26 protein-coding genes are annotated in these 23,291 nt (G+C 52.8%); 13 read left to right on the forward strand and 13 right to left on the reverse strand.

Annotated features, from left to right (window positions below):
* Positions 1-163 precede the first annotated feature (163 nt).
* Complete coding sequence (gene yjfP / locus NG42_RS08275) at positions 164-913, forward strand: esterase (protein ID WP_052898842.1); 750 nt, start codon at positions 164-166, stop codon at positions 911-913.
* A 50-nt stretch (positions 914-963) separates the two neighbouring features.
* Here yjfP and NG42_RS08280 read toward each other — a convergent pair whose 3' ends face one another.
* Positions 964-1,173: a hypothetical protein gene (locus NG42_RS08280; RefSeq protein WP_052898868.1), complete on the reverse strand. Its 210-nt coding sequence runs from the start codon at positions 1,171-1,173 to the stop codon at positions 964-966.
* A 275-nt stretch (positions 1,174-1,448) separates the two neighbouring features.
* Here NG42_RS08280 and rpsF point away from each other — a divergent pair, with 275 nt between their 5' ends.
* From rpsF to rplI, 4 genes are read left to right on the forward strand one after another with little or no spacing between them, the layout of a single operon-like run.
* Positions 1,449-1,844 (forward strand): 30S ribosomal protein S6, encoded by a 396-nt coding sequence (gene rpsF, locus NG42_RS08285; RefSeq protein WP_052898843.1) that lies wholly within the window; start codon positions 1,449-1,451, stop codon positions 1,842-1,844.
* A 6-nt stretch (positions 1,845-1,850) separates the two neighbouring features.
* Positions 1,851-2,168 (forward strand): primosomal replication protein N, encoded by a 318-nt coding sequence (gene priB / locus NG42_RS08290; protein WP_052898844.1) that lies wholly within the window; start codon positions 1,851-1,853, stop codon positions 2,166-2,168.
* A gap of 4 nt (positions 2,169-2,172) precedes the next feature.
* Complete coding sequence (gene rpsR, locus NG42_RS08295; protein ID WP_000135199.1) at positions 2,173-2,400, forward strand: 30S ribosomal protein S18; 228 nt, start codon at positions 2,173-2,175, stop codon at positions 2,398-2,400.
* 39 nt (positions 2,401-2,439) lie between these two features.
* Positions 2,440-2,892: a 50S ribosomal protein L9 gene (gene rplI, locus NG42_RS08300; RefSeq protein WP_052898845.1), complete on the forward strand. Its 453-nt coding sequence runs from the start codon at positions 2,440-2,442 to the stop codon at positions 2,890-2,892.
* 75 nt (positions 2,893-2,967) lie between these two features.
* Here the strand turns inward: rplI and NG42_RS08305 are convergent, their stop codons facing one another.
* Complete coding sequence (locus NG42_RS08305; protein WP_082203851.1) at positions 2,968-3,636, reverse strand: OapA family protein; 669 nt, start codon at positions 3,634-3,636, stop codon at positions 2,968-2,970.
* A gap of 245 nt (positions 3,637-3,881) precedes the next feature.
* Here NG42_RS08305 and fklB point away from each other — a divergent pair, with 245 nt between their 5' ends.
* Positions 3,882-4,502 (forward strand): BamJ family beta-barrel-assembly machinery protein, encoded by a 621-nt coding sequence (fklB, locus tag NG42_RS08310; protein ID WP_052898846.1) that lies wholly within the window; start codon positions 3,882-3,884, stop codon positions 4,500-4,502.
* A gap of 65 nt (positions 4,503-4,567) precedes the next feature.
* On the opposite strand, the gene NG42_RS08315 is transcribed toward fklB, so the two are convergent.
* Complete coding sequence (locus NG42_RS08315) at positions 4,568-6,511, reverse strand: bifunctional 2',3'-cyclic-nucleotide 2'-phosphodiesterase/3'-nucleotidase (protein WP_052898847.1); 1,944 nt, start codon at positions 6,509-6,511, stop codon at positions 4,568-4,570.
* Between the two features lie 213 nt (positions 6,512-6,724).
* Here NG42_RS08315 and cysQ point away from each other — a divergent pair, with 213 nt between their 5' ends.
* On the forward strand, positions 6,725-7,471 hold the full coding sequence (gene cysQ, locus NG42_RS08320) for a 3'(2'),5'-bisphosphate nucleotidase CysQ (RefSeq protein WP_052898848.1): 747 nt from the start codon (positions 6,725-6,727) through the stop codon (positions 7,469-7,471).
* Positions 7,472-7,552: 81 nt separating this feature from the next.
* Here the strand turns inward: cysQ and NG42_RS08325 are convergent, their stop codons facing one another.
* Complete coding sequence (locus NG42_RS08325) at positions 7,553-8,110, reverse strand: YtfJ family protein (RefSeq protein WP_162231022.1); 558 nt, start codon at positions 8,108-8,110, stop codon at positions 7,553-7,555.
* 325 nt (positions 8,111-8,435) lie between these two features.
* Between NG42_RS08325 and NG42_RS08330 the strand changes: the two genes are divergently transcribed.
* On the forward strand, positions 8,436-8,642 hold the full coding sequence (locus NG42_RS08330) for a DUF1107 domain-containing protein (protein ID WP_052898849.1): 207 nt from the start codon (positions 8,436-8,438) through the stop codon (positions 8,640-8,642).
* Positions 8,643-8,736: 94 nt separating this feature from the next.
* On the opposite strand, the gene paeA is transcribed toward NG42_RS08330, so the two are convergent.
* Positions 8,737-10,068 (reverse strand): polyamine export protein PaeA, encoded by a 1,332-nt coding sequence (gene paeA / locus NG42_RS08335; RefSeq protein ID WP_052898850.1) that lies wholly within the window; start codon positions 10,066-10,068, stop codon positions 8,737-8,739.
* Positions 10,069-10,645: 577 nt separating this feature from the next.
* On the opposite strand from paeA, the gene tamA reads away from it, so the two are divergent.
* The 5 genes from tamA to NG42_RS08360 all read left to right on the forward strand — a co-directional run bounded on the left by tamA (position 10,646) and on the right by NG42_RS08360 (position 18,271).
* Entirely contained in the window at positions 10,646-12,361 is a 1,716-nt protein-coding gene (gene tamA / locus NG42_RS08340; protein ID WP_173581493.1) for an autotransporter assembly complex protein TamA, read from the forward strand.
* Positions 12,358-16,128: an autotransporter assembly complex protein TamB gene (tamB, locus tag NG42_RS08345; protein ID WP_052898852.1), complete on the forward strand. Its 3,771-nt coding sequence runs from the start codon at positions 12,358-12,360 to the stop codon at positions 16,126-16,128. Before tamA ends, tamB begins: the two co-directional genes overlap by 4 nt.
* Before the next feature lie 2 nt (positions 16,129-16,130).
* Entirely contained in the window at positions 16,131-16,481 is a 351-nt protein-coding gene (locus NG42_RS08350) for a gamma-glutamylcyclotransferase family protein (RefSeq protein ID WP_052898853.1), read from the forward strand.
* Positions 16,482-16,818: 337 nt separating this feature from the next.
* Positions 16,819-17,331 (forward strand): tetratricopeptide repeat protein, encoded by a 513-nt coding sequence (locus tag NG42_RS08355; RefSeq protein ID WP_072133239.1) that lies wholly within the window; start codon positions 16,819-16,821, stop codon positions 17,329-17,331.
* 22 nt (positions 17,332-17,353) lie between these two features.
* Positions 17,354-18,271: a hypothetical protein gene (locus tag NG42_RS08360; RefSeq protein ID WP_052898854.1), complete on the forward strand. Its 918-nt coding sequence runs from the start codon at positions 17,354-17,356 to the stop codon at positions 18,269-18,271.
* Positions 18,272-18,309: 38 nt separating this feature from the next.
* On the opposite strand, the gene sctW is transcribed toward NG42_RS08360, so the two are convergent.
* Genes sctW through NG42_RS08400 form a run of 8 tightly spaced genes read right to left on the reverse strand, consistent with a single transcriptional unit; the run spans position 18,310 to position 22,947 of the window.
* The gene (gene sctW / locus NG42_RS08365) at positions 18,310-19,425 is read right to left on the reverse strand and encodes a type III secretion system gatekeeper subunit SctW (protein WP_052898855.1); all 1,116 of its coding nucleotides are present in this window, start codon (positions 19,423-19,425) and stop codon (positions 18,310-18,312) included.
* Complete coding sequence (gene sctL, locus NG42_RS08370) at positions 19,409-20,080, reverse strand: type III secretion system stator protein SctL (RefSeq protein ID WP_052898856.1); 672 nt, start codon at positions 20,078-20,080, stop codon at positions 19,409-19,411. The genes sctW and sctL overlap by 17 nt, the downstream gene beginning before the upstream one ends.
* Entirely contained in the window at positions 20,077-20,664 is a 588-nt protein-coding gene (locus tag NG42_RS08375; RefSeq protein ID WP_052898857.1) for a type III secretion system domain-containing protein, read from the reverse strand. Before NG42_RS08375 ends, sctL begins: the two co-directional genes overlap by 4 nt.
* Entirely contained in the window at positions 20,661-21,380 is a 720-nt protein-coding gene (gene sctJ / locus NG42_RS08380; protein WP_052898858.1) for a type III secretion system inner membrane ring lipoprotein SctJ, read from the reverse strand. The genes NG42_RS08375 and sctJ overlap by 4 nt, the downstream gene beginning before the upstream one ends.
* Positions 21,377-21,715, reverse strand: coding sequence for a type III secretion system inner rod subunit SctI (sctI, locus tag NG42_RS08385; RefSeq protein WP_052898859.1), 339 nt, complete (start codon positions 21,713-21,715; stop codon positions 21,377-21,379). The genes sctJ and sctI overlap by 4 nt, the downstream gene beginning before the upstream one ends.
* A gap of 22 nt (positions 21,716-21,737) precedes the next feature.
* Complete coding sequence (locus tag NG42_RS08390; protein ID WP_082203850.1) at positions 21,738-22,028, reverse strand: EscG/YscG/SsaH family type III secretion system needle protein co-chaperone; 291 nt, start codon at positions 22,026-22,028, stop codon at positions 21,738-21,740.
* Positions 22,025-22,240 carry a type III secretion system needle filament subunit SctF gene (gene sctF, locus NG42_RS08395; protein WP_052898860.1) on the reverse strand — a complete coding sequence of 72 codons (216 nt, stop codon included), beginning with the start codon at positions 22,238-22,240 and terminating at the stop codon, positions 22,025-22,027. Before sctF ends, NG42_RS08390 begins: the two co-directional genes overlap by 4 nt.
* 17 nt (positions 22,241-22,257) lie before the next feature.
* A complete protein-coding gene (locus NG42_RS08400; RefSeq protein WP_162231023.1) occupies positions 22,258-22,947 on the reverse strand; it encodes a helix-turn-helix domain-containing protein in 690 nt (229 codons plus the stop codon).
* Positions 22,948-23,291 lie beyond the last annotated feature (344 nt).

Genomic DNA, 23,291 nt, shown 5'->3' on the forward strand with positions numbered 1-23,291 from the left:
ACCCTACAAAGCATGTGGAAAAGGTGTTTTATTGAATTGGCAATCATCACCTGCTGCAACAGCTTATAAATTAACGGCATTTGGCGCGCATAATCCGCTGTGAGAACTTACACTGCGTAACAGGTCAAACCTAAAGTGCGGTCACTGAGACCACGGAGGCAGAATGATTGAGATTGGAACCGAGTCGCTGGCGGGTATTGAGTGTCTGCATGCCACTCCCGCCGGTAAACGACAGCAGGCGCTGCCGACCATCATTTTTTATCACGGCTTTACCTCGTCGAAAGAGGTCTATTCATACTTTGCCGTTGCGCTGGCACAGGCCGGTTTTCGCGTGATACTGCCTGATGCCGATCTGCATGGCGCGCGCTATGACGGTGATACCGACTATCGGCTGACGCATTTCTGGGAAATTCTGCGCAGCAATATTGACGAGCTGCCACAGCTTGAGGCGGCGCTGCGTCAGCAGGATTTGATTGCCGAAGGTCAGTTTGGCGTTGCCGGAGCATCGATGGGCGGCATGACGGCGCTGGGCGCAATGGCGCGTTATCCGCAGATTAACAGCGTCGCCTGCATGATGGGTTCGGGCTATTTCAGCTCGCTAAGCCATTCGCTGTTCACGCCGCTGGAGGCGCGTTCGCCGGAGCAAAAGCAGGCGCTGGCGCAGCGGTTAGCGCCGCTGGCCGAGTATGATGTCAGTCATCAGCTGGAGAAACTGGCGAATCGTCCATTACTGTTGTGGCACGGCGAGGCGGATGAGGTGGTCCCGGCAGCGGAAACCGTGCGGCTGGAAAAGGCGCTACGCGAAGCCTCGCTCGATCAGCATCTGACCTTTCTGACTGAAAAGGGTATTGGCCATCGTATTACACCGCCGGCGTTAACCGCGATTGTCGCTTTCTTTAAGCATCATCTGTAACGGCAAGCAGAAAAAAGGCCGGAAACGGCTCCGGCCCTGTTACCCGTGGATCACAGCTGTTGCGATAACTGGCGTGGCGCGGAGATATTGGCGCGCTCATGGTTACCGGTCGGCGTGGCGATACGGTTGATATACTCATAATTTGCTGCCGCTTTGCTACCGTGACTTCTAATCTGCTGCGCACAGTCGTTGGTGCTGGCAAGGGCGGTGGTAGACAGGAAGAGACCGAGTAAAGTGGCAATGGCGATGTTGTTTATCATCGACTCCACCATATCCGTTGCTGCGTACTAAACCTGACGCGAAGGTCAGGGCCGTTTATTCCTCCATTATTGAGTTTAGTTGCTGTGCAGAAAATGAACAGTCATTATCCCCGAATCCCCCGTAATATTTAATTCATCAGGTGCCTTGAGTTTCCAGGGCTACGCCAGTATGATTACGCGTCAATTTTTCAGCCGCACTTAAACAACGTTCCTTGCTTCCATGGGCCGCGGTTGACCCTGACAGGAGGCTGAATAATCCGTAAGGAGCAAATTCGATGCGTCATTACGAAATCGTTTTTATGGTTCACCCTGACCAAAGCGAACAGGTTCCGGGCATGATCGAGCGTTACACTGGTGCTATCACTGGTGCAGAAGGCACGATTCACCGTCTGGAAGACTGGGGCCGTCGTCAGCTGGCTTACCCGATCAACAAACTGCACAAAGCACACTACGTTCTGCTGAACGTTGAAGCTCCTCAGTCTGTGATCGATGAGCTGGAAACTAACTTCCGCTTCAACGACGCCGTTATCCGTAGCATGGTTATGCGCGTTAAAAACGCGGTTACCGAAGCATCTCCGATGGTTAAAGCGAAAGACGAGCGCCGTGAGCGTCGTGAAGATTTTGCTAACGAAACCTCTGATGATGCAGATGCTGGGGATTCTGAAGAGTAATTAACCGTGACGGCCAATCGACTGCGCCTGTCTGGCACTGTGTGCAAGACACCGGTTCGAAAAATTAGCCCGTCAGGTATTCCACACTGCCAGTTTGTGCTTGAGCACCGCTCGCAGCAGGAAGAAGCCGGATTCGTTCGGCAAGCCTGGTGTCGTATGCCCATCATTTTAAGTGGCACGACGCATCAGGTCATTACTCAAAGTATAACGGTCGGCACGCAACTCACTGTGGAAGGTTTCATTAGTTGCCATCAAGGGCGCAATGGCCTCAGCAAGATTGTGTTACATGCCGAGCAGATTAGATTGATAGATTCTGGAGACTAGCCAAATGGCACGTTATTTCCGTCGTCGCAAGTTCTGCCGTTTCACCGCGGAAGGCGTTCAAGAGATCGATTATAAAGATATCGCAACGCTGAAAAACTACATCACTGAAAGCGGTAAGATTGTACCGAGCCGTATCACCGGTACTCGCGCTAAATACCAGCGTCAGCTGGCTCGTGCTATCAAGCGCGCGCGTTACCTGTCTCTGCTGCCGTACACTGATCGTCATCAGTAATCGGCAACTGTCCAATAACGACTTTAAGAGGATATGGTAATGCAAGTTATTCTGCTTGATAAAGTAGCAAACCTGGGCAGCCTGGGTGATCAGGTCAACGTTAAAGCGGGCTACGCTCGTAACTTCCTGGTACCACAGGGTAAAGCTGTTCCTGCTACCAAGAAAAACGTTGAGTTCTTCGAAGCACGTCGTGCAGAACTGGAAGCCAAACTGGCTGACGTTCTGTCTGCAGCTAATGCACGCGCTGAGAAAATCAATGCACTGGGCACCGTTAACCTCGCGTCTAAAGCAGGCGACGAAGGTAAACTGTTCGGTTCCATCGGTACCCGCGACATCGCTGACGCTGTAACTGCAGCTGGCGTTGAAGTGGCTAAGAGCGAAGTTCGTCTGCCGAACGGCGTTCTGCGCACCACCGGTGAGCACGAAGTGGACTTCCAGGTTCACAGCGAAGTATTCGCGAAACTGATCGTGAATGTAGTTGCTGAAGCTTAATTGATTCAGTAATGCGAGAACGCCGGCCTTGTGCCGGCGTTTTTGTTTGTGCGCTGCTCCGCCAGAACAGGCATGCTACCGGGCGCGAATAAACGAACCGTCTGGCTGACGAGTAAACAGAATCGGGCCATTGTCGGTTTCCACCGTTAAGCCTGTTACCACGCCCTGATCATCTTCCCGAATTTTCACATTCTGCCCGGTACGCAACGTGCTGAGCGGCTTGTCGTCGCCTTCCACCTGCGCCATAGCGAACACGTCATTAACCGGCAAATTATTATCGCGGAACAGCTGAGCCAGCGTCTGGCCGGACGCTATCTGAAAGCTGCGCCATTCACCCTGCGAATCGGCTGCGGGTGGTGAGGATGAAGGATCACTCTGATTGCTGTCATTATTGTAGATATCCGCCTGTAACGGCACTTCATTGCCGCTGCCTTGTTGCGCAGGGCGCGATGCCGGGCCTACGGAGGGTGAAGATGGCCAGAGAAATGCCAGCAACATCACGATCAGCGCCAGGATAATGCCACGGCGATGGGCGGGCGGTAACGGATCCATAAAGCGCAGGTTATCGGTGACATGCCAGATTTTGCTCAGCACCGACTGGCTGCGTGATGAAGAACCCTCAGGTATCATTTCATCCTCCTGTTGCGCAGCACGCGCAAATGGTTTGCGGTTTGCCATCCACATCTTCAACAACGGATGGTAAAACGGCAGGCGTTTCCTTTGCCGCGGGGCAATTCTCCCCATGTAAATAACCTCGTTAACCCCAGACTGACGCATCAGTAAACGGCAGACTTTAATTATAGCCTGCTAACTGTTTGATGTGAAAAGCACAAGCCAGATACGTGACACTGTGGGCGTTATTAATTATATGAGAGGCTATTGTTTCTGTTTCTGCGGCAAAAGTCATCCACTGACACGTGGGATTTTACCCTCAGAGCTTGCGCTGTTATGCTCTGCCTTCAGTTATATCCATGATAAAAGGAAAATCCATGACAACCCCTTCTTTTGACAGCGTCGAAGCGCAAGCAAGTTACGGTATCGGTTTACAGGTTGGCCAGCAGTTGCTGGAATCTGGACTGCAGGGTCTGCAGCCAGAAGCATTGCTGGCAGGTCTGCGCGATGCGCTGGAAGGGAATGCGCCAGCAGTTCCGGTTGATGTTGTACATCGTGCACTGCGCGAAGTTCACGAGCGTGCGGATGAAGTCCGTCGCGAACGTCAGCAGGAAATGGCGGTTGAAGGTCAGAAATTCCTCGCAGAGAACCTGAAACGTGAAGGCGTCAGCAGCACCGAGTCAGGTCTGCAATTTAGAGTGCTTAAGCAGGGCGACGGTGCGATTCCATCGCGTCAGGATCGCGTACGCGTGCATTACACCGGTAAACTGATCGATGGCAGCGTGTTCGACAGCTCCGTACAGCGTGGCGAGCCAGCAGAATTCCCGGTTAGCGGCGTGATCGCGGGCTGGATTGAAGCACTGACTCTGATGCCTGTCGGTTCCAAATGGGAACTGGTGATCCCGCACAACCTGGCTTACGGCGAGCGCGGTGCCGGTGCATCGATCCCACCTCTGAGCACCCTGGTGTTCGAAGTTGAGCTGTTAGAGATTCTGTAAGTATTTCTGGCACCAGATGTTGTGGGGGAGCCGAAAACGGCTCCCCCACAATGCTGACCGCCCGGTCAGCGCTGGCTAAGGTCCAGACTCCAGATGGCAAAACCGATGTCATCATTCCCTTTCTGCGTCATCGGGTACTGCGCGTGCTGCTGAATAAATCCCGTCGCCTTTTCACTCGGTGAAGTTTCGAAACGAATATCCAGCGGCTGCTGGCTGTTAATCGGGGCCAGTCGCCAGTTATTATCCGCCTGCGGTTTCACCTCTCCCTGCGCTTTAGTCTGAGCGCTAATATAGGCTGCCACCACCGAGCGGTTCTCATCCGGTGAAGCAAACGCCACATATTGATCGCCGGTACCGGCAAACTTGCCGCCATACGCGCGGTAGTTGTTGGTTGCCACGAGGAAAGTTGCCTGCGGATCGACCGGCTTGCCCTGCCAGGTCAATTGTTTGATGCGTGACGCACGGGCATTAATCAGCTGACACTCATCGTCATAGCGCGCCGGTTGGGTGATATCAACCTGATAATTCACGCCATCAATCACATCGAAATTATAGGTGCGGAAATTCCAGTTAATCAGCGATTGCGGTTTGCTGCTGCTGGCATCGACCTGATTAAACTGCCCGGCTGAACACTCCAGCCACTCTTTCACCTGCTTGCCGCTGACTTTCATCACCACCAGCGTATTCGGGTAAAGATAGAGATCGGCCGCGTTGCGGAAGGTCAGCTGACCCTTTTCCACTTCCACATAGCTGGCCGGGTCGTTTTTGCGTCCGCCAGCTTTAAACGGCGCGGCGGCAGACAATACCGGCAGGTTCGCCAGGTCGGGGTCGCCCTGAATATAGTGCTTCACGTAATCAATTTGCGCGTTATTAACGATCTGTACCGTAGGATCGTCCTGCACCAGCGACAGATAGCTGTACATCACATCAGCCGATTTACCGATCGGTTTACTGACAAATTCGCGGGTGGCGCGATGGTCGTCAGCCAGCACTTTCACCAGCGCCGGATCTTCGGCCGCCAGCGACTTTTTCGCGGTTTTATCATAGATCGGACGCGCCTCAGCTTTGGCGCTGCTGACCTGCCATTTGCCGTCGTGGTTATCGAGCACCATATCCACCACACCGAGATGGTCGCCCCACATACCCGGCATCACTGCCGGAATCCCATTCAGCGTGCCTTGCTTGATATCTGCACCCTTAATGTTGGCGAAATCTTCGCCGGGGAAGACCGCATGGGCGTGACCAAACATAATGGCATCAATGCCCGGCACCTGGCTGAGGTAGTAAACCGAGTTTTCCGCTAACGCTTTGTAGGGCTCGCTGGAAAGACCGGAGTGCGGAATCGCCACCACAATATCCGCACCCTGTTTACGCATCTCCGGCACCCACTTACGCGCAGTTTCAGTAATATCGTTCACCGTCACTCTGCCTTGCAGGTTGGCTTTATCCCACACCATGATTTGCGGTGGTACAAAACCGATATAGCCAATTTTAAGCTGATGGGTTTTCCCTTCGCGGTCAGTGACGTCAACCGGCTCAATCAGATACGGTGTAAACAGCGGTTTGCCGCTCTTAACATCAATCACGTTGGCGTTGATATAGGGGAAACGTGCACCGCTAATCGCTTTGTGCAGATAGTCGAGGCCATAGTTGAATTCGTGATTGCCCAGGTTACCGACGCTGTAATCGAGAGTATTCATCGCTTTGTACACCGGATGAATGTCGCCCTGCTTCAGTCCTTTCGCCGCCATATAGTCGCCGAGCGGGCTGCCCTGAATAATGTCGCCATTATCGACCAGCACGCTGTTTTTACTCTCTTTACGTGCTGCTTCGATCAGGGTGGCGGTGCGCACCAGACCGAACTTCTCGCTGGGGGTATCTTTGTAGTAATCGAAGTCCATCATATTGCTGTGCAGATCGGTGGTTTCCAGAATACGCAGATCGACCGTCGCAGCATTGACCGTGGTGGCTACCATCACCGCCAGTAGCGTCATGCAAGGCTTAAACATTCCATTCTCCTGTTAAATACATCCGACATCATTCAGTAAGGATCTCAAAATACGCTGAAAACATTACGTTTAATCTCACAATATTGTGATCTGCCACAAAAAAATATGTCATGGTATCCGTCACGGAATACACTGAGTTTATCCAGTTAACAGTGACTAACTGCTACTCTTTGCAGAATGTTCGCGACAACGAATGAAATCATGAGGTGAAAAATGTTAGAGCAAATCTGCCAGCTGGCGCGTGAAGCGGGCGAGGCTATTATGCAGGTATACGATGGCCAGGCACCGCTTGATGTTTCTCACAAGTCTGATGATTCACCGGTTACTGCGGCGGATATCGCAGCACATAAAGTTATTATGCAGGGACTGAATTCACTGACGCCGGATGTTCCGGTGTTGTCGGAGGAAGATCCGGCAGGCTGGGAGGCGCGCCAGCACTGGCAGCGTTACTGGCTGGTCGATCCGCTCGACGGCACCAAAGAGTTTATTAAACGCAACGGCGAGTTTACGGTGAATATTGCCCTGATTGATAAGGGAATCCCGGTGCTGGGCGTGGTCTATGCGCCAGCCATTGGCGTGATGTATTCCGCTGCGGAAGGCAAGGCGTGGAAGGAAGAGGGCGGCCATCAGGAGCAGATTCAGGTGCGCGATGCGCGCCCGCCACTGGTGGTGATTAGTCGTTCGCATGCCAGTTCTGATGAAGAACTGAAAGAGTATCTGAACCAGATGGGCGAGCACCAGACCACTGCCATCGGTTCTTCGCTGAAGTTCTGCCTGGTGGCGGAAGGCAAAGCGCAGCTTTATCCCCGGTTTGGGCCGACCAATATCTGGGATACCGGCGCAGGTCATGCGGTGGCTATTGCCGCTGGAGCGCATGTGCATGACTGGAAAGGACAGACGCTGGACTATACGCCGCGCGAGTCATTCCTGAATCCGGGTTTCCGGGTGTCGATTTTCTGACAACTGATATTATTGCAATACTCCAGGGGAGCCGTTTTCGGCTCCCGCGTTGATGGCGTTCTTGTCGCTGGTTAACCCACTTTATTTCAGCAAGTTATGCAGTAACGCGATCACCTGCTTCACTTCATCCTGCGTTAGCGCACCATCTTTTGCGAAGCGCACGGCTCCTTGTTTATCCAGTACCACAACGGCCGAGCCGCCGTTTGCCAGCTGCCAGGCCTGCTTTGCCGCCCCCTTGCTGTCGACAATAAACTGCGACCACGGATACTGTTTTTTATTACTCTCAATGCTACTACGGACAAACATGCCGGTGCCGGGAATCGCATCATCGGTATTGACCACCGTGGTGGTCTGATAGCGATCATGTGGCAACTGAGCCGCTTTGATCGCTTCAATCAGCGCCGCATTTTTCTCTTTGGCTGACGATCGACCCGCAATATGTTGGATCACTCGCACTTTGCCGCTGAGCTGGGCGCTGTTCCAGTTTTTATAGCTAAACTGATCTTGTTGCCAGACAAGCTCGCCTTTATCGGCGATACCGACCGGGGCCACGCGCTGCCCCTCAACAAAATTATGCGCCGCAGCGCTAAGCGGCAGTAACAGTGACAGCGTAAGGGTTAAACAGCGGACAGTTATCATGGCGACTCCGTTTTTCAGGTGATCCGACCACTTGGTCATGATTCTGCAATAATAAGCATGGATGATGCGTCTGTCGCATTGAACTGTCAGCTTTGCGGCATGCAGCACAAATCCCTGCTGACTGAAGGTTTATACTGAATACCATGACGTAATTAACAGACTATTCTGTAATGTTATGTCAGTTCAGTAAAAAAATTCGGTTTTCGGAAACACGGCAAGCAATCTTGTTCTATAGTTTATCAGCAATTTGCGCTTCAGGAGTTCGCACCGAATTTGGCCGCGACGAGGCGTAGTGAAGGATTTAACTCTCAGGAGCTAGTACAGAATGAAAATATTCCAGCGTTACAACCCATTGCAGGTCGCAAAGTATGTAAAAACGCTGTTCAGAGGACGGTTGTATATCAAGGATGTGGGTGCGTTTGAATTTGATAAGGGCAAAATTCTTATCCCGCGCATCAAGGATAAGCAGCATTATAGTGTTATGTCAGAAGTTAACCGCCAGGTACTGAGATTACAGACTGAGTTTAACTAAGACCGGCGGCAATGATGCCGCCACTGCAAACGGGTTTTTGAACTACCCCAGGGGAGCCATTATCGGCTCCCTTAGTGTTTTATCCCCGCCCGATTTACTCTTCTGTTTCAAGTGCTTTTGGCAGCGTGATGGTAGAAACAGGGCGTTCCACGATACGTGTCACCAGCAGCTGATCGATGCGATAGCTGTCGATATCGACCACTTCAAATTTATAGCCGGCAAACTTCACGAAATCGGTACGTTTCGGGATTTTGCGCAGCATATACATCATAAACCCACCAATGGTTTCGTAATTACCGGACTGCGGGAAGTCATCGATATCCAGCACGCGCATCACGTCATCAATCGGCGTGCCGCCTTCTACCAGCCAGGAGTTCTCGTCACGGGCAACAATTTGCTCTTCCATGCCCTGACCGACCAGATCGCCCATCAGCGTGGTCATCACGTCATTCAGCGTGATAATCCCTACCACCAGCGCATATTCGTTCATGATCACCGCGAAGTCTTCACCGGCGGTTTTAAAACTCTCCAGCGCTTCAGACAACGTCAGGGTATCCGGCACGATTAATGCCGAGCGGATCTGCACGCCGCTGCTCAGCGTCATGCTTTGATTGCCCAGCACGCGCAGCAGCAGCTCTTTCGAGTCCACATAACCCACGATATGGTCAATATCCTGATTACAGACCAGAAACTTCGAGTGCGGATGGCGGGCAATTTTCTCTTTCAGACTGTTTTCGTCTTCATGCAGATCAAACCAGACAATATTTTCGCGTGAGGTCATGGAAGAGGGAACGGTACGCGATTCCAGCTCAAACACGTTCTCAATCAGTTCATGCTCCTGCTTACGCAGCACCCCGGCCAGCGCGCCGGCTTCCACGACCGCATAGATATCATCAGAAGTAATGTCATCCTTACGTACCATCGGGATCTTAAACAGGCGGAAAATCATATTTGCCATGCCGTTAAAGAACCACACCAGCGGACGAAGAACCATCAGGCAAAAGCGCATCGGATTGATAATGCGCAGCGCAATAGCTTCCGGCGCAATCATGCCGATACGTTTTGGGGTTAAATCTGCAAACAGGATAAAGAAGCTGGTTACAAGGGTAAACGAGCAGATAAAGCTGAGCTGTTCCGCCAGTTCCGGCGCGACCACCCGCTCAAACAGCGTGCGGAAAGCGGGGGAGAAAGCCGCATCACCGACAATACCGCCGAGAATCGCTACCGCATTCAGGCCAATCTGCACCACGGTAAAGAACATGCCAGGGGTTTCCTGCATTTTCATCACGTGTTGCGCGTTGATGTTGCCCTCATCGGCCAACAGTTTAAGTTTAATTTTTCGGGCTGCAGCCAACGAAATCTCCGACAGGGAGAAAAAGGCGCTGATCGCGATTAACAGTAATATGACAAGCAGGCTATCTAGCATAGATTTTCCGTAGGTTTGTTTCTCTTGTCATTTTTGGCGTGGTGTAGCGCGGGATTCCACGTACGTCCTGTACATGTCATTAAGTAAAGGGCTATCCATGCCAAAAATGTCTGCGCCAGTACGACCATAACAGACGTGGTACGGTCGGGGCAGAATTTATATCAGACACTGGTCTGATCTTCGGTGTGCATTATAGCAGCAGGCGATATCGGGCGGCTAGTGGTTACGCGTGTGGTGAGAAATTAGACAATAATGTTATTGCCTCATCAACGTATCGCTTTACGCTCTACTTTCAGCCTTGTCTAATGACATTCGCACGTTACACTCCTGTGGGTTGCGGTTTGCGATCCGCTGTTGTGTACTGTCATGAGTTTTCAGACAATAAAGCGTAAAATTTGAGTTTATGCTGCATTTTAGCGAATAGTTAGCTGCACGGGATCGGAAAGAAATGATACGTCTTTCTCAATTTATCCCGGCAGTACAAGGGTTTGCTATTCATAAAAAACGATTCGCCCATCTGGAACAAGGGCTGGCAAGAGAAACAGGAGTAAGCGTGCCACGAATTCATGTGTACTGCATGTACTGTCTGCTGATTGTCGCGCCTGTAACACAGGCCGCGAATATCCGCTTGCAGGTTGAAGGTTTAACCGGGGATTTACAAAAAAACGTCAGAGCGCGTCTTTCGACTATCAGCACCGATGAAGTGACGGCTGACGGGCGCTTTCGTGCACGCGTCTCGAATGCGATTCAGGAGGGGCTGCGCGCGTTGGGTTACTACGAACCCGATATCGATTTTGAAATGCGTCCCGCGCCTGCGGGGGGCGGCCGTCCGGTTTTGATCGCCCGGGTTAAAGCGGGGGAACCGGTGAAAATCGCCGGGACGACGGTAATTGTGCGCGGTGACGCGCGTAATGATGAGGATTACCAGAAAATGGTGCGCGAGGGTAAACCCGCCAACGGCACTATTTTAAATCACGGTAAATACGACAGCTTCAAAAGTAACTTCACCAATCTCGCGCTGCGTAATGGCTATTTTGATGGCGACTTCCGCAAAAGCCAGCTGGGCGTCTCGCCAGAGCGCCACGAAGCATTCTGGGATATAGATTATGACAGCGGTCAGCGTTACCGCTTCGGCGATGTTAGTTTTGAAGGCTCGCAGATCCGCGAAGAGTATTTGCAAAATCTGGTGCCGTTTAAAAAAGGCGATTACTACAGCTCGCGCGATCTGGCCGAACTGAATCGCCGCTTATCCGCGACCGGCTGGTTTAACTCCGTCGTGGTCGCGCCTGAGTTTGCAAAGGCGCGTGAAAGCAAAGTGTTGCCACTAAATGGCGTGGTCTCGCCACGTACCGAAAACACCATTGAAACCGGTGTCGGCTACTCCACTGACGTCGGCCCGCGCGTTAAAGCCACCTGGAAAAAGCCGTGGGTCAACTCGCGCGGCCATAGCTTCGCCACCAGCGCCAATATCTCGGCACCGGAACAGCAACTCGATTTCAGCTACAAGGTGCCGCTGCTGAAAAGTCCGCTGGAGCAATATTATCTGCTGCAGGGCGGGGTGAAACGTACCGATCTGAATGATACCAAGGCGGATTCCACCACACTGGCCGTCTCCCGTTTCTGGGAATTGAGCAGCGGCTGGCAGAAAGCGATTAATTTGCGCTGGAGTCTCGATCACTTTACCCAGGGTAGCGTGACTAACACCACCATGCTGCTCTATCCGGGCGTCAGCATTAACCGCACGCGTTCGCGCGGCGGTCTGATGCCGACCTGGGGCGATTCGCAGCGCTACTCGATCGATGTTTCTGACACCACCTGGGGTTCCGATGTCGACTTTGCGGTGTTGCAGGCGCAAAACGCCTGGATCCGCACTCTGGCCGATAAGCACCGCTTTGTGGCGCGTGGCAATCTCGGCTGGATCGAAACCAATGACTTTGAACGTGTTCCGCCGGATCTGCGCTTCTTCGCCGGTGGCGACCGCAGTATTCGCGGTTATAAATACAAAGGCATTTCCCCACGCGACAGTGAAGGCAAGCTGACCGGTGCGTCGAAGCTGGTGACCGGCTCGCTGGAGTACCAGTACAACGTGACCGGCAAGTGGTGGGGCGCAGTGTTCGTCGATTCCGGCGAAGCGGTGAATGATATCAAAAAGGATGATTTCAAAACTGGCGCGGGCTTCGGCGTGCGCTGGCAGTCACCGGTAGGGCCGATCAAACTGGATATCGCCCGACCGATTGGTGATAAAGAGGAGCATGGATTGCAGTTTTACATTGGACTGGGGCCTGAATTATGAGTCGCTGGAAGAAGGTCCTGATCGGCATTCTGATTTTTATCCTGCTGTTGCTTGGCGGCGTGGCGTTTTTACTGGGTACCACCACCGGGCTGCATCTGTTGCTTAACGGTGCCTCACGTTGGGTGCCGGGCCTTGAGATTAAGCAGGTCGACGGTGGCTGGCGTAACCTGACGTTAAGCGGTATCCAGTATGAAATGCCGGGCGTGACGGTCAGTGCCGGAGAGTTTCACCTGGCCGTGCAGCTCGGTTGCCTGAAGCGCTCGGCGTTTTGCGTCAACGATCTGTCGCTGAAAGACGTTAATGTGGTGGTCGACAGTAAGAAAATGGCCCCGGCGGCCGAGCCTGCGCCGCAGGAAGAGAGCGCAATGGGCGATCTCTCCACGCCTTATCCGTTGACCTTGCGTCGTCTGGCGCTGCATAACGTTAACGTGAAAATTGACGACACCACGGTTTCGTTGCTCGATTTCTCTACCGGGATGAACTGGGAAGGTCGCGCCATGACCTTAACCCCGACCCGGATTCAGAGCCTGCTGGTGGCACTGCCCAAAGCCGCCAAAGTGGCCGATGAGCAAGTGGTGCAGCCGAAAGTCCAGCAGCCGCAGGCTGACGAAAAGCCATTAGGTGAAACCTTGCAGGAGATGTTTGCCAAACCGCTGCTGCCGGAACTGCCTGATTTCCGTCTGCCACTGGATATCAATGTGCAGGAAGTGGTGGGCGAGCAGCTGCGAATGACCGGTGACACCGATATTGCGGTTAACCGCCTGTTGCTGAAGGCGAAAACCACCGATCGTCTGCTGCATCTCGACACGCTGGATGTGGATTCGCCGCAAGGACTGCTGAATGCCAGCGGTCAGGCGCAGCTGTCTGATAACTGGCCGGTCGATTTTACCGTGAACAGCACGCTGAATATCGATCCGCTGAAAGGTGAGAAAATTAAACTGACCCTCGGCGGCGGCATGCGTGAACAGCTGAAACTGGCGCTGAATCTCTCTGGTCCGGTTCAGGCGCAGCTTAATGCGCAAACTGAGCTGGCGCAGGTGGGACTACCGCTGGAAATGAGGCTCACCAGTCCGCAATTCCGCTGGCCACTGACTGGCCCGGTGCAGTATCAGGCTGATAATTTCAACTTCACAGTCAGCGGTAAAGCCACTGATTACGTGATGTCGCTGCGCACCGCGGTGAAGGGCGAAGCGATTCCACCTGCCGGGGTAACGCTGGACGGTAAAGGCACCATTGAGCAGTTTACCCTTGATAAACTGCGTCTGGCGGCGCTACAGGGCAATACCGATCTTACGGCGGTGGTTGACTGGAGCAAAGCGATTAGCTGGCGCAGCGAGTTAACGCTGTCCGGAATTAATACGGCGAAACAGTATCCCGACTGGCCAGCAAAACTGGACGGTAAAATTACCACTCGCGGCAGTCTGTATGGAGGTAGCTGGCAGATGCGGGTGCCGGAACTGGCGTTGCGCGGTAATGTGAAACAGAACGCGGTTACTGCCAATGGTTCACTGTATGGCAACAGCTACAATCAGTGGGATATTCCCGGCATCAAGCTGGTACTCGGCCGTAACAACGTCAATGTGAAAGGCTCACTGGGTGAAACGCTGAATCTGGATGCGGATATCGACGCGCAGCATCTTGATAACGCGCTGCCGGGACTGGGCGGCGTGGTGAAGGGCAATATCAAAGCGCGTGGCAACCTCGAAGCGCCACAGTTGCTGGCCGATCTGACCGCAACCGGCTTACGCTGGCAGCAGATGCGGATTGGTCGGGTGAAAGTTGACGGCGATGTGCGCTCCAGCGATCAGATTCAGGGCAAGCTGGCGGTACGGGTTGAACAACTGAAGCAGGATGCGCTGGCAATCAATCTGCTGACGCTGAACGCCGACGGTAATGAAAAACAGCATCAGCTGAAACTGAATGTGCAGGGCGAGCCGGTTTCCGGTCAGCTGGCGCTGAGTGGCAGTTTCGACCGCAAAGAGCAGCGCTGGAAAGGTTCGCTGAATAATACCCGCTTTGATACGCCGGTGGGCGAGTGGCGTCTGTCGCGCGCAATGACCATCGACTATCTTAACAGCCGTCAGACCGCCAGTATTGGTGCGCACTGCTGGCAGAATCCGAATGCGCAACTCTGTGTGCCGGAAACCATCGAGGCCGGTCCCAGTGGCCATGCGCGCGTGGTGCTGAACCGTTTTGATCTGGCGATGATCAAGCCGTTTATGCCAGCAGAAACGGCGCTGAGCGGGGTGTTTAATGGCGATGCTGAAGTCAGCTGGACCGCTGACGGCGCCTTGCCGCAAGGGCGTGTCGCACTGAAAGGTAATGGCGTGAAGCTTGAGCAGGATGTTCAGGGCAATACGCTGCCGATTGCCTTTAATACGCTTAACCTGAATGCCGCGCTGCGCAATGGTCGTGCCCAGCTTGACTGGCTAATCCGCATCGCCAATAACGGCCAGCTGGATGGCAATGTACAAATTGCCGATCCGGAAGGGCGTCGAACCTTATCCGGTAACGTCAATATTACCGATCTGTCACTGGCGATGCTGAATCCGGCGCTGATGCAGGGTGAGAAAGTGGCGGGTGTGCTGAATGCCGGCCTGCGCCTTGGCGGCAATCTGCAACGTCCACAGGTGTTTGGTCAGCTGGCGCTGCGCAATGTCGATGTTGACGGTAACTTTATGCCGGTCGATCTCACCAGCGCGAATCTGACAATGCTGTTTAACGGTATGAGCTCGACGCTGGAGGGGTTAGTCCAGACCTCGCAAGGACAGATTAACCTGAATGGTGATGCTGACTGGAGCCAGCTGGATAACTGGCGCGCCCGCGTTGCGGCGAAAGGCAATCGGGTTCGCGTCACTGTGCCGCCAATGGTACGGTTGGATGTATCACCGGATCTGGTGTTCGAGGCGACGCCATCCATGTTTAATCTGGATGGTCGGGTCGATATCCCGTGGGCGCGCATTACCGTGCAGGAAGTGCCGGAAAGTGCAGTTGGCGTCTCGTCTGATGAAGTGATGCTGGATCAAAATCTGCAGCCGGTTGCGCCAAAATCGACCGCGATTCCGATCAACAGCAACCTGATTATTCATATTGGCGATGACGTGCGTCTCGATGCCTTTGGCCTGAAAGCCAGACTGAATGGCGATCTGAAGCTGGTACAGGACAAACGCGGACTGGGGCTGAATGGCCAGATCAATATTCCGTCCGGTCGCTTCCATGCTTACGGTCAGGATCTGATTGTGCGTAAAGGCGAGCTGCAGTTTGCCGGGCCGCCGGATCAGCCGTATGTTAACCTTGAAGCCATTCGTAACCCGGAAGCCACGGAAGATGACGTGACCGCCGGACTACGCGTCACCGGCCTTGCCGATGAGCCAAAAGCAGAGGTATTCTCCGACCCGGCGATGTCGCAACAGGAAGCGTTATCCTACTTGTTACGTGGTCAGGGACTGAATACGGACGGCGATGGTAATGCACTAACTTCAGCCCTGGTGGGTTTAGGGGTTGCACAAAGTGGGCAGGTTGTGGGTAAAATCGGCGAGACCTTCGGTGTCAGCAATCTGGCACTGGATACTGCAGGTGTTGGCGACAGCCAGCAGGTGCAGGTCAGTGGCTATGTGCTGCCGGGTCTACAGGTAAAATACGGTGTTGGCATATTTGATTCACTGGCGACCTTAACCTTGCGTTATCGCCTTATGCCCAAACTCTATTTGGAAGCGGTGTCTGGTATTGATCAGGCATTAGATGTGCTCTATCAGTTTGAGTTTTAGCAATGCGAATAATTGTCTACGGCACTTTACGGCGCAAGCAGGGTAACAGTCACTGGATGACTAACGGGCAATGGCTGGGCGATCATCTGATCGACGGCTATGAGCTATTCAGTCTTGGCCATTATCCTGGCGTGGTGGAAGGAACCGGCCAGGTTTATTGCGAAGTTTACCGGATCGACGCCAGTACGCTGGGCGAGCTGGACGCCCTGCGTTCAAAAGGCGGAGAATATAAGCGTCAGTTGTTGCAGACGCCATATGGTAGTGCCTGGCTGTACGTCTATCAGCGTTCCGTTGCGGGTCGGCAGCGCATCGAAAGTGGTGACTGGCTGAAACGGGACGCCGTTAGCGAATAGTCATCCTGCACAAAAAAAACACCGCCGTATGGCGGTGTTTTTTTTTGTGTAATGCGCGATCGAGTCACAGGTGCGGCGTTCTCGCCGCCCTTGTCAAAATCTGGCATTTTGCATGCCATCAGCAGCGAAGCCTAAAACGGCTCTCCTGACTTAATCCAACAATCCGCGCCAGCATGCGAAACCCTTCTCCCGCTCGGCTGTAGCACGGCAAAAATGATATTTTCCCGATAAAAGCAGAAGAAAAAAGCTCCATTCCGGGTAACTCTTTGACGAAGTGTTGCAGCTAATAAGCAACAGTAATCACAGGAAGTGCTCAATCAATACCGGGAAAAGTCATATGTCTGAACCTATCGTGAATGTACCTGTAAAGCCTGATACCTCTGCCATAACGGAACCGCTTAGTGCTGACCTTGTGGCACTACTGGCAGGCAAAACCTCACTTGCCGCGTTGTGCGGTATCTCACCACAGCAGCTGGACGAGCTCTATGCGCGAGGCTATCAGGCGTGGGAAGAGGGTAATCTGGATACTGCGACCCACTTTTTTGCCTTTGTCGCTCAGTTTGACCCTGCTGCCCGTCGCAATATTTTTGCCTATGCCTGCGCCCTGAAACAGCAGGGTGAATATGTGCATGCGCTCAGGCTTTTCAGCCATGCAGTACAGATGCAGCCCAGCGATCCGTTTGCGCCTTTTCATCTCGCCAACTGTCTGGAAGCGATAGGTGAGGTTGAGGGCGCGCGGGAAGTCCTCAATGCAACTATCTCTCTGTGTTTTGACGCGGCCAATAGCGATGTGCGTTATGAAGATTTGCGCAGGCAGGCGGAAGATCGACTGACTGAATTAAATGGATAATTAAAAAATTAAGGAGAGTGTTATGTTCAATGTCACATCGGGATCGGGAAACAGGCTTCCGATCGATTACCCGTCAGATAAAATTATCACTAATAAGCTCACGCAAGATTCCCAGGAGCTCCCCCCAGCCAGCCAAATGGGCATGGCACCCAGCACTTCTGTTACGTTAACGATAGATAATTCAATTCCACTAAAAGGTCTTGAACCGGATTTTTTAGAACATCAGGGTATCCGAATTGACGCGGATACTGAAGATTGCGAAGAGGCAGCGAATAAAGCGACCTTTAAGGCCAAGGCATTCACTGCAGTCACGTCCGGAGTGACACTGGCAACATCGGTTGCGACAACGTGGGCAACAGGGACCGGCGCTGTGGTGCTCGCGGCAAACGCGGCGGCGGCGGCACTTTCATTCGCGGACCTGACCTGCATCACCCACGACGTGCTGGACGGAAAGAAACCTGCAGCGGAGCGAAGTGGTGCCTTAGCTTCTGGGTCTGACGCCCTCATTAGTGGTATTCATTTTTTAGCAGGGAAATGTGGTTATTCTCCCGAAAAATCCATGGAGATTGCCGCTTACTCCGGCATGGCAGTTCGTACGTCCATAACAAGCGCGCCAGCTGTGCTCGCTAACTTTATCCCCGCAACGGCCCCCGGCTTCATGACAACGGTTAACCGTATCATGTCGACAATCAAGCCAGCCATAGATTTAAACGTTAACAAGTGGGGTACCGATAACGCTATGACATCAACCAGGAAACAGGTGTTGATTGCACAGAAGAGACAAAATGAATTTGTGAAACTGCATGGCAAAGCGTTGCACAGGCCGGTGACGGAATCCATGGCCACTCAGACAACTGCGCCCGTCAGGGAAGCCATTGGAACGCAGACCGAAACCCAACTGCGTAAGCGAAGTGTGCATACGCCGGATAATAAGCAATAAATCTGGCGGCAATGGTGAACGCGCCATTGCCGCTGGCATCAGTATTCTTCTTCTTCCTCGTTAACCAGCTTTTCCTGATACTCAGTAAACGCCTGCAACACGGTTTCACGCTGTTCGATATCCTCGAAACAATCGTCGGGAAGCATTTTAACCAAATCGACCATGCGACGCGCATAACCATGCTGACTGTATCCCTCAGGCAGCATCTGCGTGGCGCGATCTTTTAGCCAGTCGGGATAGACCCACGACTGCTGTATAATTTCCAGTAACTCCGTAGTGATACGATCGCCATCTACCCCTGGGGAATTCAGCGCCCTGGCCATCCTATCGCAGTGATCCTCAATGGTGAGAAACTGTAAAATGCGCTTCAGATCGGTAATTACCGCCCCGAGTCGAATATCACTGATGCCAAACTCGGCGGACAGCTCAAATGACAGGGCGCGGATAAGGGTTTTTAGCTTACGGCGGCGATCCAGCAACTGGCGAAACTGAGCAAACCAATATGCCAGGCCCGACTGGCGGCTGGCGGCTTGCTGATACAGGCGGCGAAGTTCAGCCAGCCCCGCAGGGCCAAGGCCACCGAACTCCAGAAGCCCGAACAGTTGCAGCTTCCAGTCATCATCTTTCATCACCCGTTCCAGCGCCATCTCAAGGCGGCGGCGTCGCGTTGGGCTGAGATCGGAGTCATTTAGCATGGTAGCCAGCAACAGCGCCATCTCGCCGGCATCCAGTTCATGTTTCCGCATCGAGTTAAGCAGGTCGTCGACTTCCTCCACCTGTTCAATTGCCGGAATGCGCTGGCGTAACTCTTCCGACTGATTTGGCGCAACCACCGCCACTTGTCGCGCCAGTCGCTGGAGCATGGCGCGTGGACGGGCACGCTCGCTGCTGGATGAGCTACTGCCAGAGGTGCTGCTGGAGCGTCCGGCAAGGGCAAAGCCGATATTTTCCTGCGTTTCCAGCATCGCATCAAGATCGGTCGGCATCCCTTGCAGGGTGAGAATATCGCTGCCCAGTGCACTGTGGGCGATGCTCATCACCGACTGGGCGGGAATCACTTGCGCGACTTTGTCAGGGCGCAGATGCGGCGATTGCTGTACGTTGGTGACCGGATTATGCGGGCGATGGTGGGGGGCTTCAATTTTGTTGATCATCTGATGCTTCCTGACTCAGTTGCTCCAGACGAGAAAGTATCGATTGTAATTGCTCGTCGAGATTCAGATATAAAGAGACCAGCGGCGTATTCAGCAATGCTTCACCCGGCTCCAGCTGGGTATCAAGCTTAATGCGCAACTGCGGATGGGTGACAAATGCCTGACGTAATTCATCAAATTGCGTCTCATTGACATGCAGTGTTCCCGCTTCTTCACCCAGCAGCGTTTCAATATGCTCTTGCAGACGGGACATCAGCAATCTGGCTCCGCTCTGCTGACCGTAGAACTCTTCAAATACCTGTGCAAGGATACCGCGCAGGCGTGTTTCCAGCCGCTCGACAATACTGTGTTCTAAATTATGATTTTCAATTAACCACTGAATGCAATTGGCGACCGCTTGTTGACGCAAGGCGGGGGCTTCTTCTTCCGCCTGTTCTAACCCTTGCTGTCTGGCCCTTTCGCGTACTTCATCGCAATACTGTTCCAGATTCTCGGCTGCCTCCTGAGCGCGACGCTGAATCTGCTCTGCCTCAGCATGAGCGGCGCTAATAATATCGTTTGCTGCCTGAAACTCCGCCAGCTCACTGGCGCGGATCACCAGGCCAGCCGGTGCGGTTACGCTCATTTGCGTAACAGGAATGGATAACAAAGTCATAAAAAACGTCCTATGCGTAGCAACCAGGGAATGGGCGATCCCAGCGTGGTTTCTGTCGTGGCTTCGGTGGGTGGTAATACCATTCGCAACGCTTCAATCACCGGACATTGCTGAGCGGCACTACACAACCAGCCAATTCCCCGCGTTTGTGCCAGTGCCGGTAACTGCTCAGCAGTCAACATGGCCAGCGGGGGAGCGGTGAATGAACCCAGTACCATTAACTGATCGCAGCCGCGCTCCCCGAGACTCAACGCCAACTGGCGGCGATACTCACCCAGCAGTAAATAATCCGGGCAGCCGATGGCCAATAGCCCCAACGCGGTGCACAGTTGGGGTAGACGTGGCTCCAGTGACAGCAACTGCTCCTGTTGCGCGCTCAGGCTGGCGGGCAGCGGGCTGAGGGTTTCCCGGCAGCGACGGGCGATTAAATGATTTAACCGACCACGCGAACCGGGATAACGCTGATAGCACTGCTGCCACGGAACCAGCGACAATTTCTGCCACCAGCCCTCATCCATCCATGTTCCTGCTTGCCAGCTAAGCTGATGCAAACGTTGCAGCGGAGCCGAAATCACCGCATTCATGATGCCTTTTTCCTGCGACGCAGCAGTAAGGCAGCCGCCACGGCTGATATCACCAGCCCCAGCGTGGCCGCCAGCCACAGTTTGCGGTCAAGCCACCAGGCGGGTGGTTTAGCAGCAACCGGCAGCGCACGCTGATAGCGATAATCCGTGGCCTGCAACACCACTGAAATATTTTCAGCGCGCAGATTTGGAATACCGTTCTGAATCAAGCTTCTGATCTCATGCTCACGACTTTGCATATTGATGCCAGGCGTATGCTTAACAAACACGGATGCTGATGGCACCGGCGTTTCACGTCGGTTATGGCTGACGCTTTCCGCAATTGAAACCTGGGCATTCACCACGCCATCCATGCCGCGCAGCATTTTTTCCAGCAGTTGTTCCTTCAGATAGTTAATTTTTGCCTGTTCCTGTACGGGCGACATCACCAACTGGCCGGAAGGGAACAGATCGTTCATGCTTTCGGTGCGACGGGCGGGTAAACCGTGTTGACGCAGTGCTTCTACCGCATCGACAAACTGGCTCTTCTCGACCTTAATCGCCACATTGCCTTCTTTGATCACCTGCTTTTCACTATCGATATCACGCAGCATTAACAATGCCAGCATCTGATTGGCTTCGGCTTCAGAGAGACCGCTGTAGAGTTCCACTTTACAGCCGGTTAGACATAGCGTTAGCAGCACCAGCAAGCCATACCGCTTCACGGACGCTATCATTGCATGCTCACCAGTTTGTTAATGCCTTGCCCCAGTGAACCTGCGACCTTGGCGGTCAGTTCCACTTCCAGCAGGGCTTTGGACATTGCTGATTTCACTGCCATCATTTCAGCGGGGCTGGTGATAATTTCTGTGGTGGGCTTCGCGCCATCTATTGCCTGTTTCACGGCAAGAGATTTCGTCTGCATTTGCGCAGTCGCCATTTCGTCCGGGGTGATCAGCATGTTGCCAAACATCGCGCGGGTAAATGCGTCGACGTCTGCCGCATCCGGTGGTGTCACCAGCTTGTCCTGAGTGGCTTGCAACGTGTTAAGTTTGATTGCGTCAATTTCCATGATGTATCGCTCCTGATAAAGGTTATTTTGGGTGACACCAAACGGGCAAAGCGGTATCGATGCTGCTGTCAGTCAGGCGCCGCAGCATGTTAGCTTCGGCAGAATCATTATCTTTCAGCAGCGCAAGGGCATTTTTGTTATCGCCAAGCCCAATCAGCAGAGTGGCTTCAACGATGTCCCGTGCCTGTAGGTTGTCGGTTAGCCAGGGTAAAGCGTCGCGGACCGCCTGTGCCTGAGGGAAGAATCCGTGATTCACCGCCATCAGGCTGGTTTCCACCAGCAACTGGCGCAATTCGCGATCGAGCGTCATCATATTTTCTGAATAATCCCCGCTAACATGTCTTTAACTGCACGCATAATCGCACTCTCATAACTGACAAAAGTCGAATATTGCTGAATGGCAAACTGAGCCTGCAACATTTTTGCCGGGTCGTTAAAATCAGCCGCGGTGACTTTTGACTGCACTTCATTACCGGCTTTATCGACCAGCTGTGAAAGCTGGTTGGTAATAGCTTCAATATCCATAACGGTTATTCCTGATCTTAGATTTCGCCATTGCCAGCGTCAGACTGCGACTGATGGCGAAATTGTTTTGGGCTGCACAAAAAACTGCGGCGGAAACTGTCGGTGAAGTGCGCATGATTGGAAAAGCCACACTCCAGAGCGATATCCAGCACCCGCATTGGCGTGGTGGCCAGCAACCTTTTCGCATGATCCAGCCGCCGCTCCAGTAACCAGCGTTTCGCCGGTTTACCGTAGACATCCTGAAACTGCTGATTAAATTTTCGCAGCGGCAAACCTATTTCTTCGGCTAATTGCGCCACCGGCCACGGCTGCATAAAGTTTGTTTCAATAAAATGACAAAAAGCTTTATTGCCGGAAATGCTATTTTTCAGCAATGCCGAAAAATAGTTCCTGTCCAGGCTCAGGCAATAGATATACGAAAAATATAAAAAGCTGTCTGGTGATAAACGGGAAAGCGAAGAAAATACATCTATAACATCATTCTCCGCCTTAATAACTTTTATGTTATCGCGATTAAAAACATTATTTTTATCAGTTTCAAGTAGCTCCAGTACATCCGGATAAAGCTGCTGCAACGCGGCGGCAGAAAAATCCAGAATAGTAGGCTTGGTTTGTAGCATGTCACTGACAATCTGCATGTTTACGCTGGTTACTGCAAGGCTGTTTGCCGGTACAACATAGCGCTCTCCATGCAGTGATAACGTCAAGCTGCTTCTGCTAATAATAAATCTGAGTGCCGACATCTTTCCCCCATTAATACTGCAATTACCGGGAGATCTTCCTTTATAAGCAAAAAAAAAGACATCAGGTGTTTACCTGACATTTAACTATCAATAACGATTTGAACGTAGGTGTTTAAAAACAGAATGTTTTGCAGAGATCTGGAATTCTATTTTTCCCGGATGCTTATCATAGCCACATCAACACAGAACATTGCCGGGCAGAGTCTGGCAAACATTTAAAACACCTAAAGGGAAAGTAAAATCATGACCACTATTAATACCAACAACATCAACCTGAATGCCGCGTCTGAAGTGAAATCAGGTGATAC

The sequence above is a fragment of the Winslowiella iniecta genome (genome assembly GCF_001267535.1).
GTDB classification, from domain to species: Bacteria; Pseudomonadota; Gammaproteobacteria; order Enterobacterales; family Enterobacteriaceae; genus Erwinia; species Erwinia iniecta.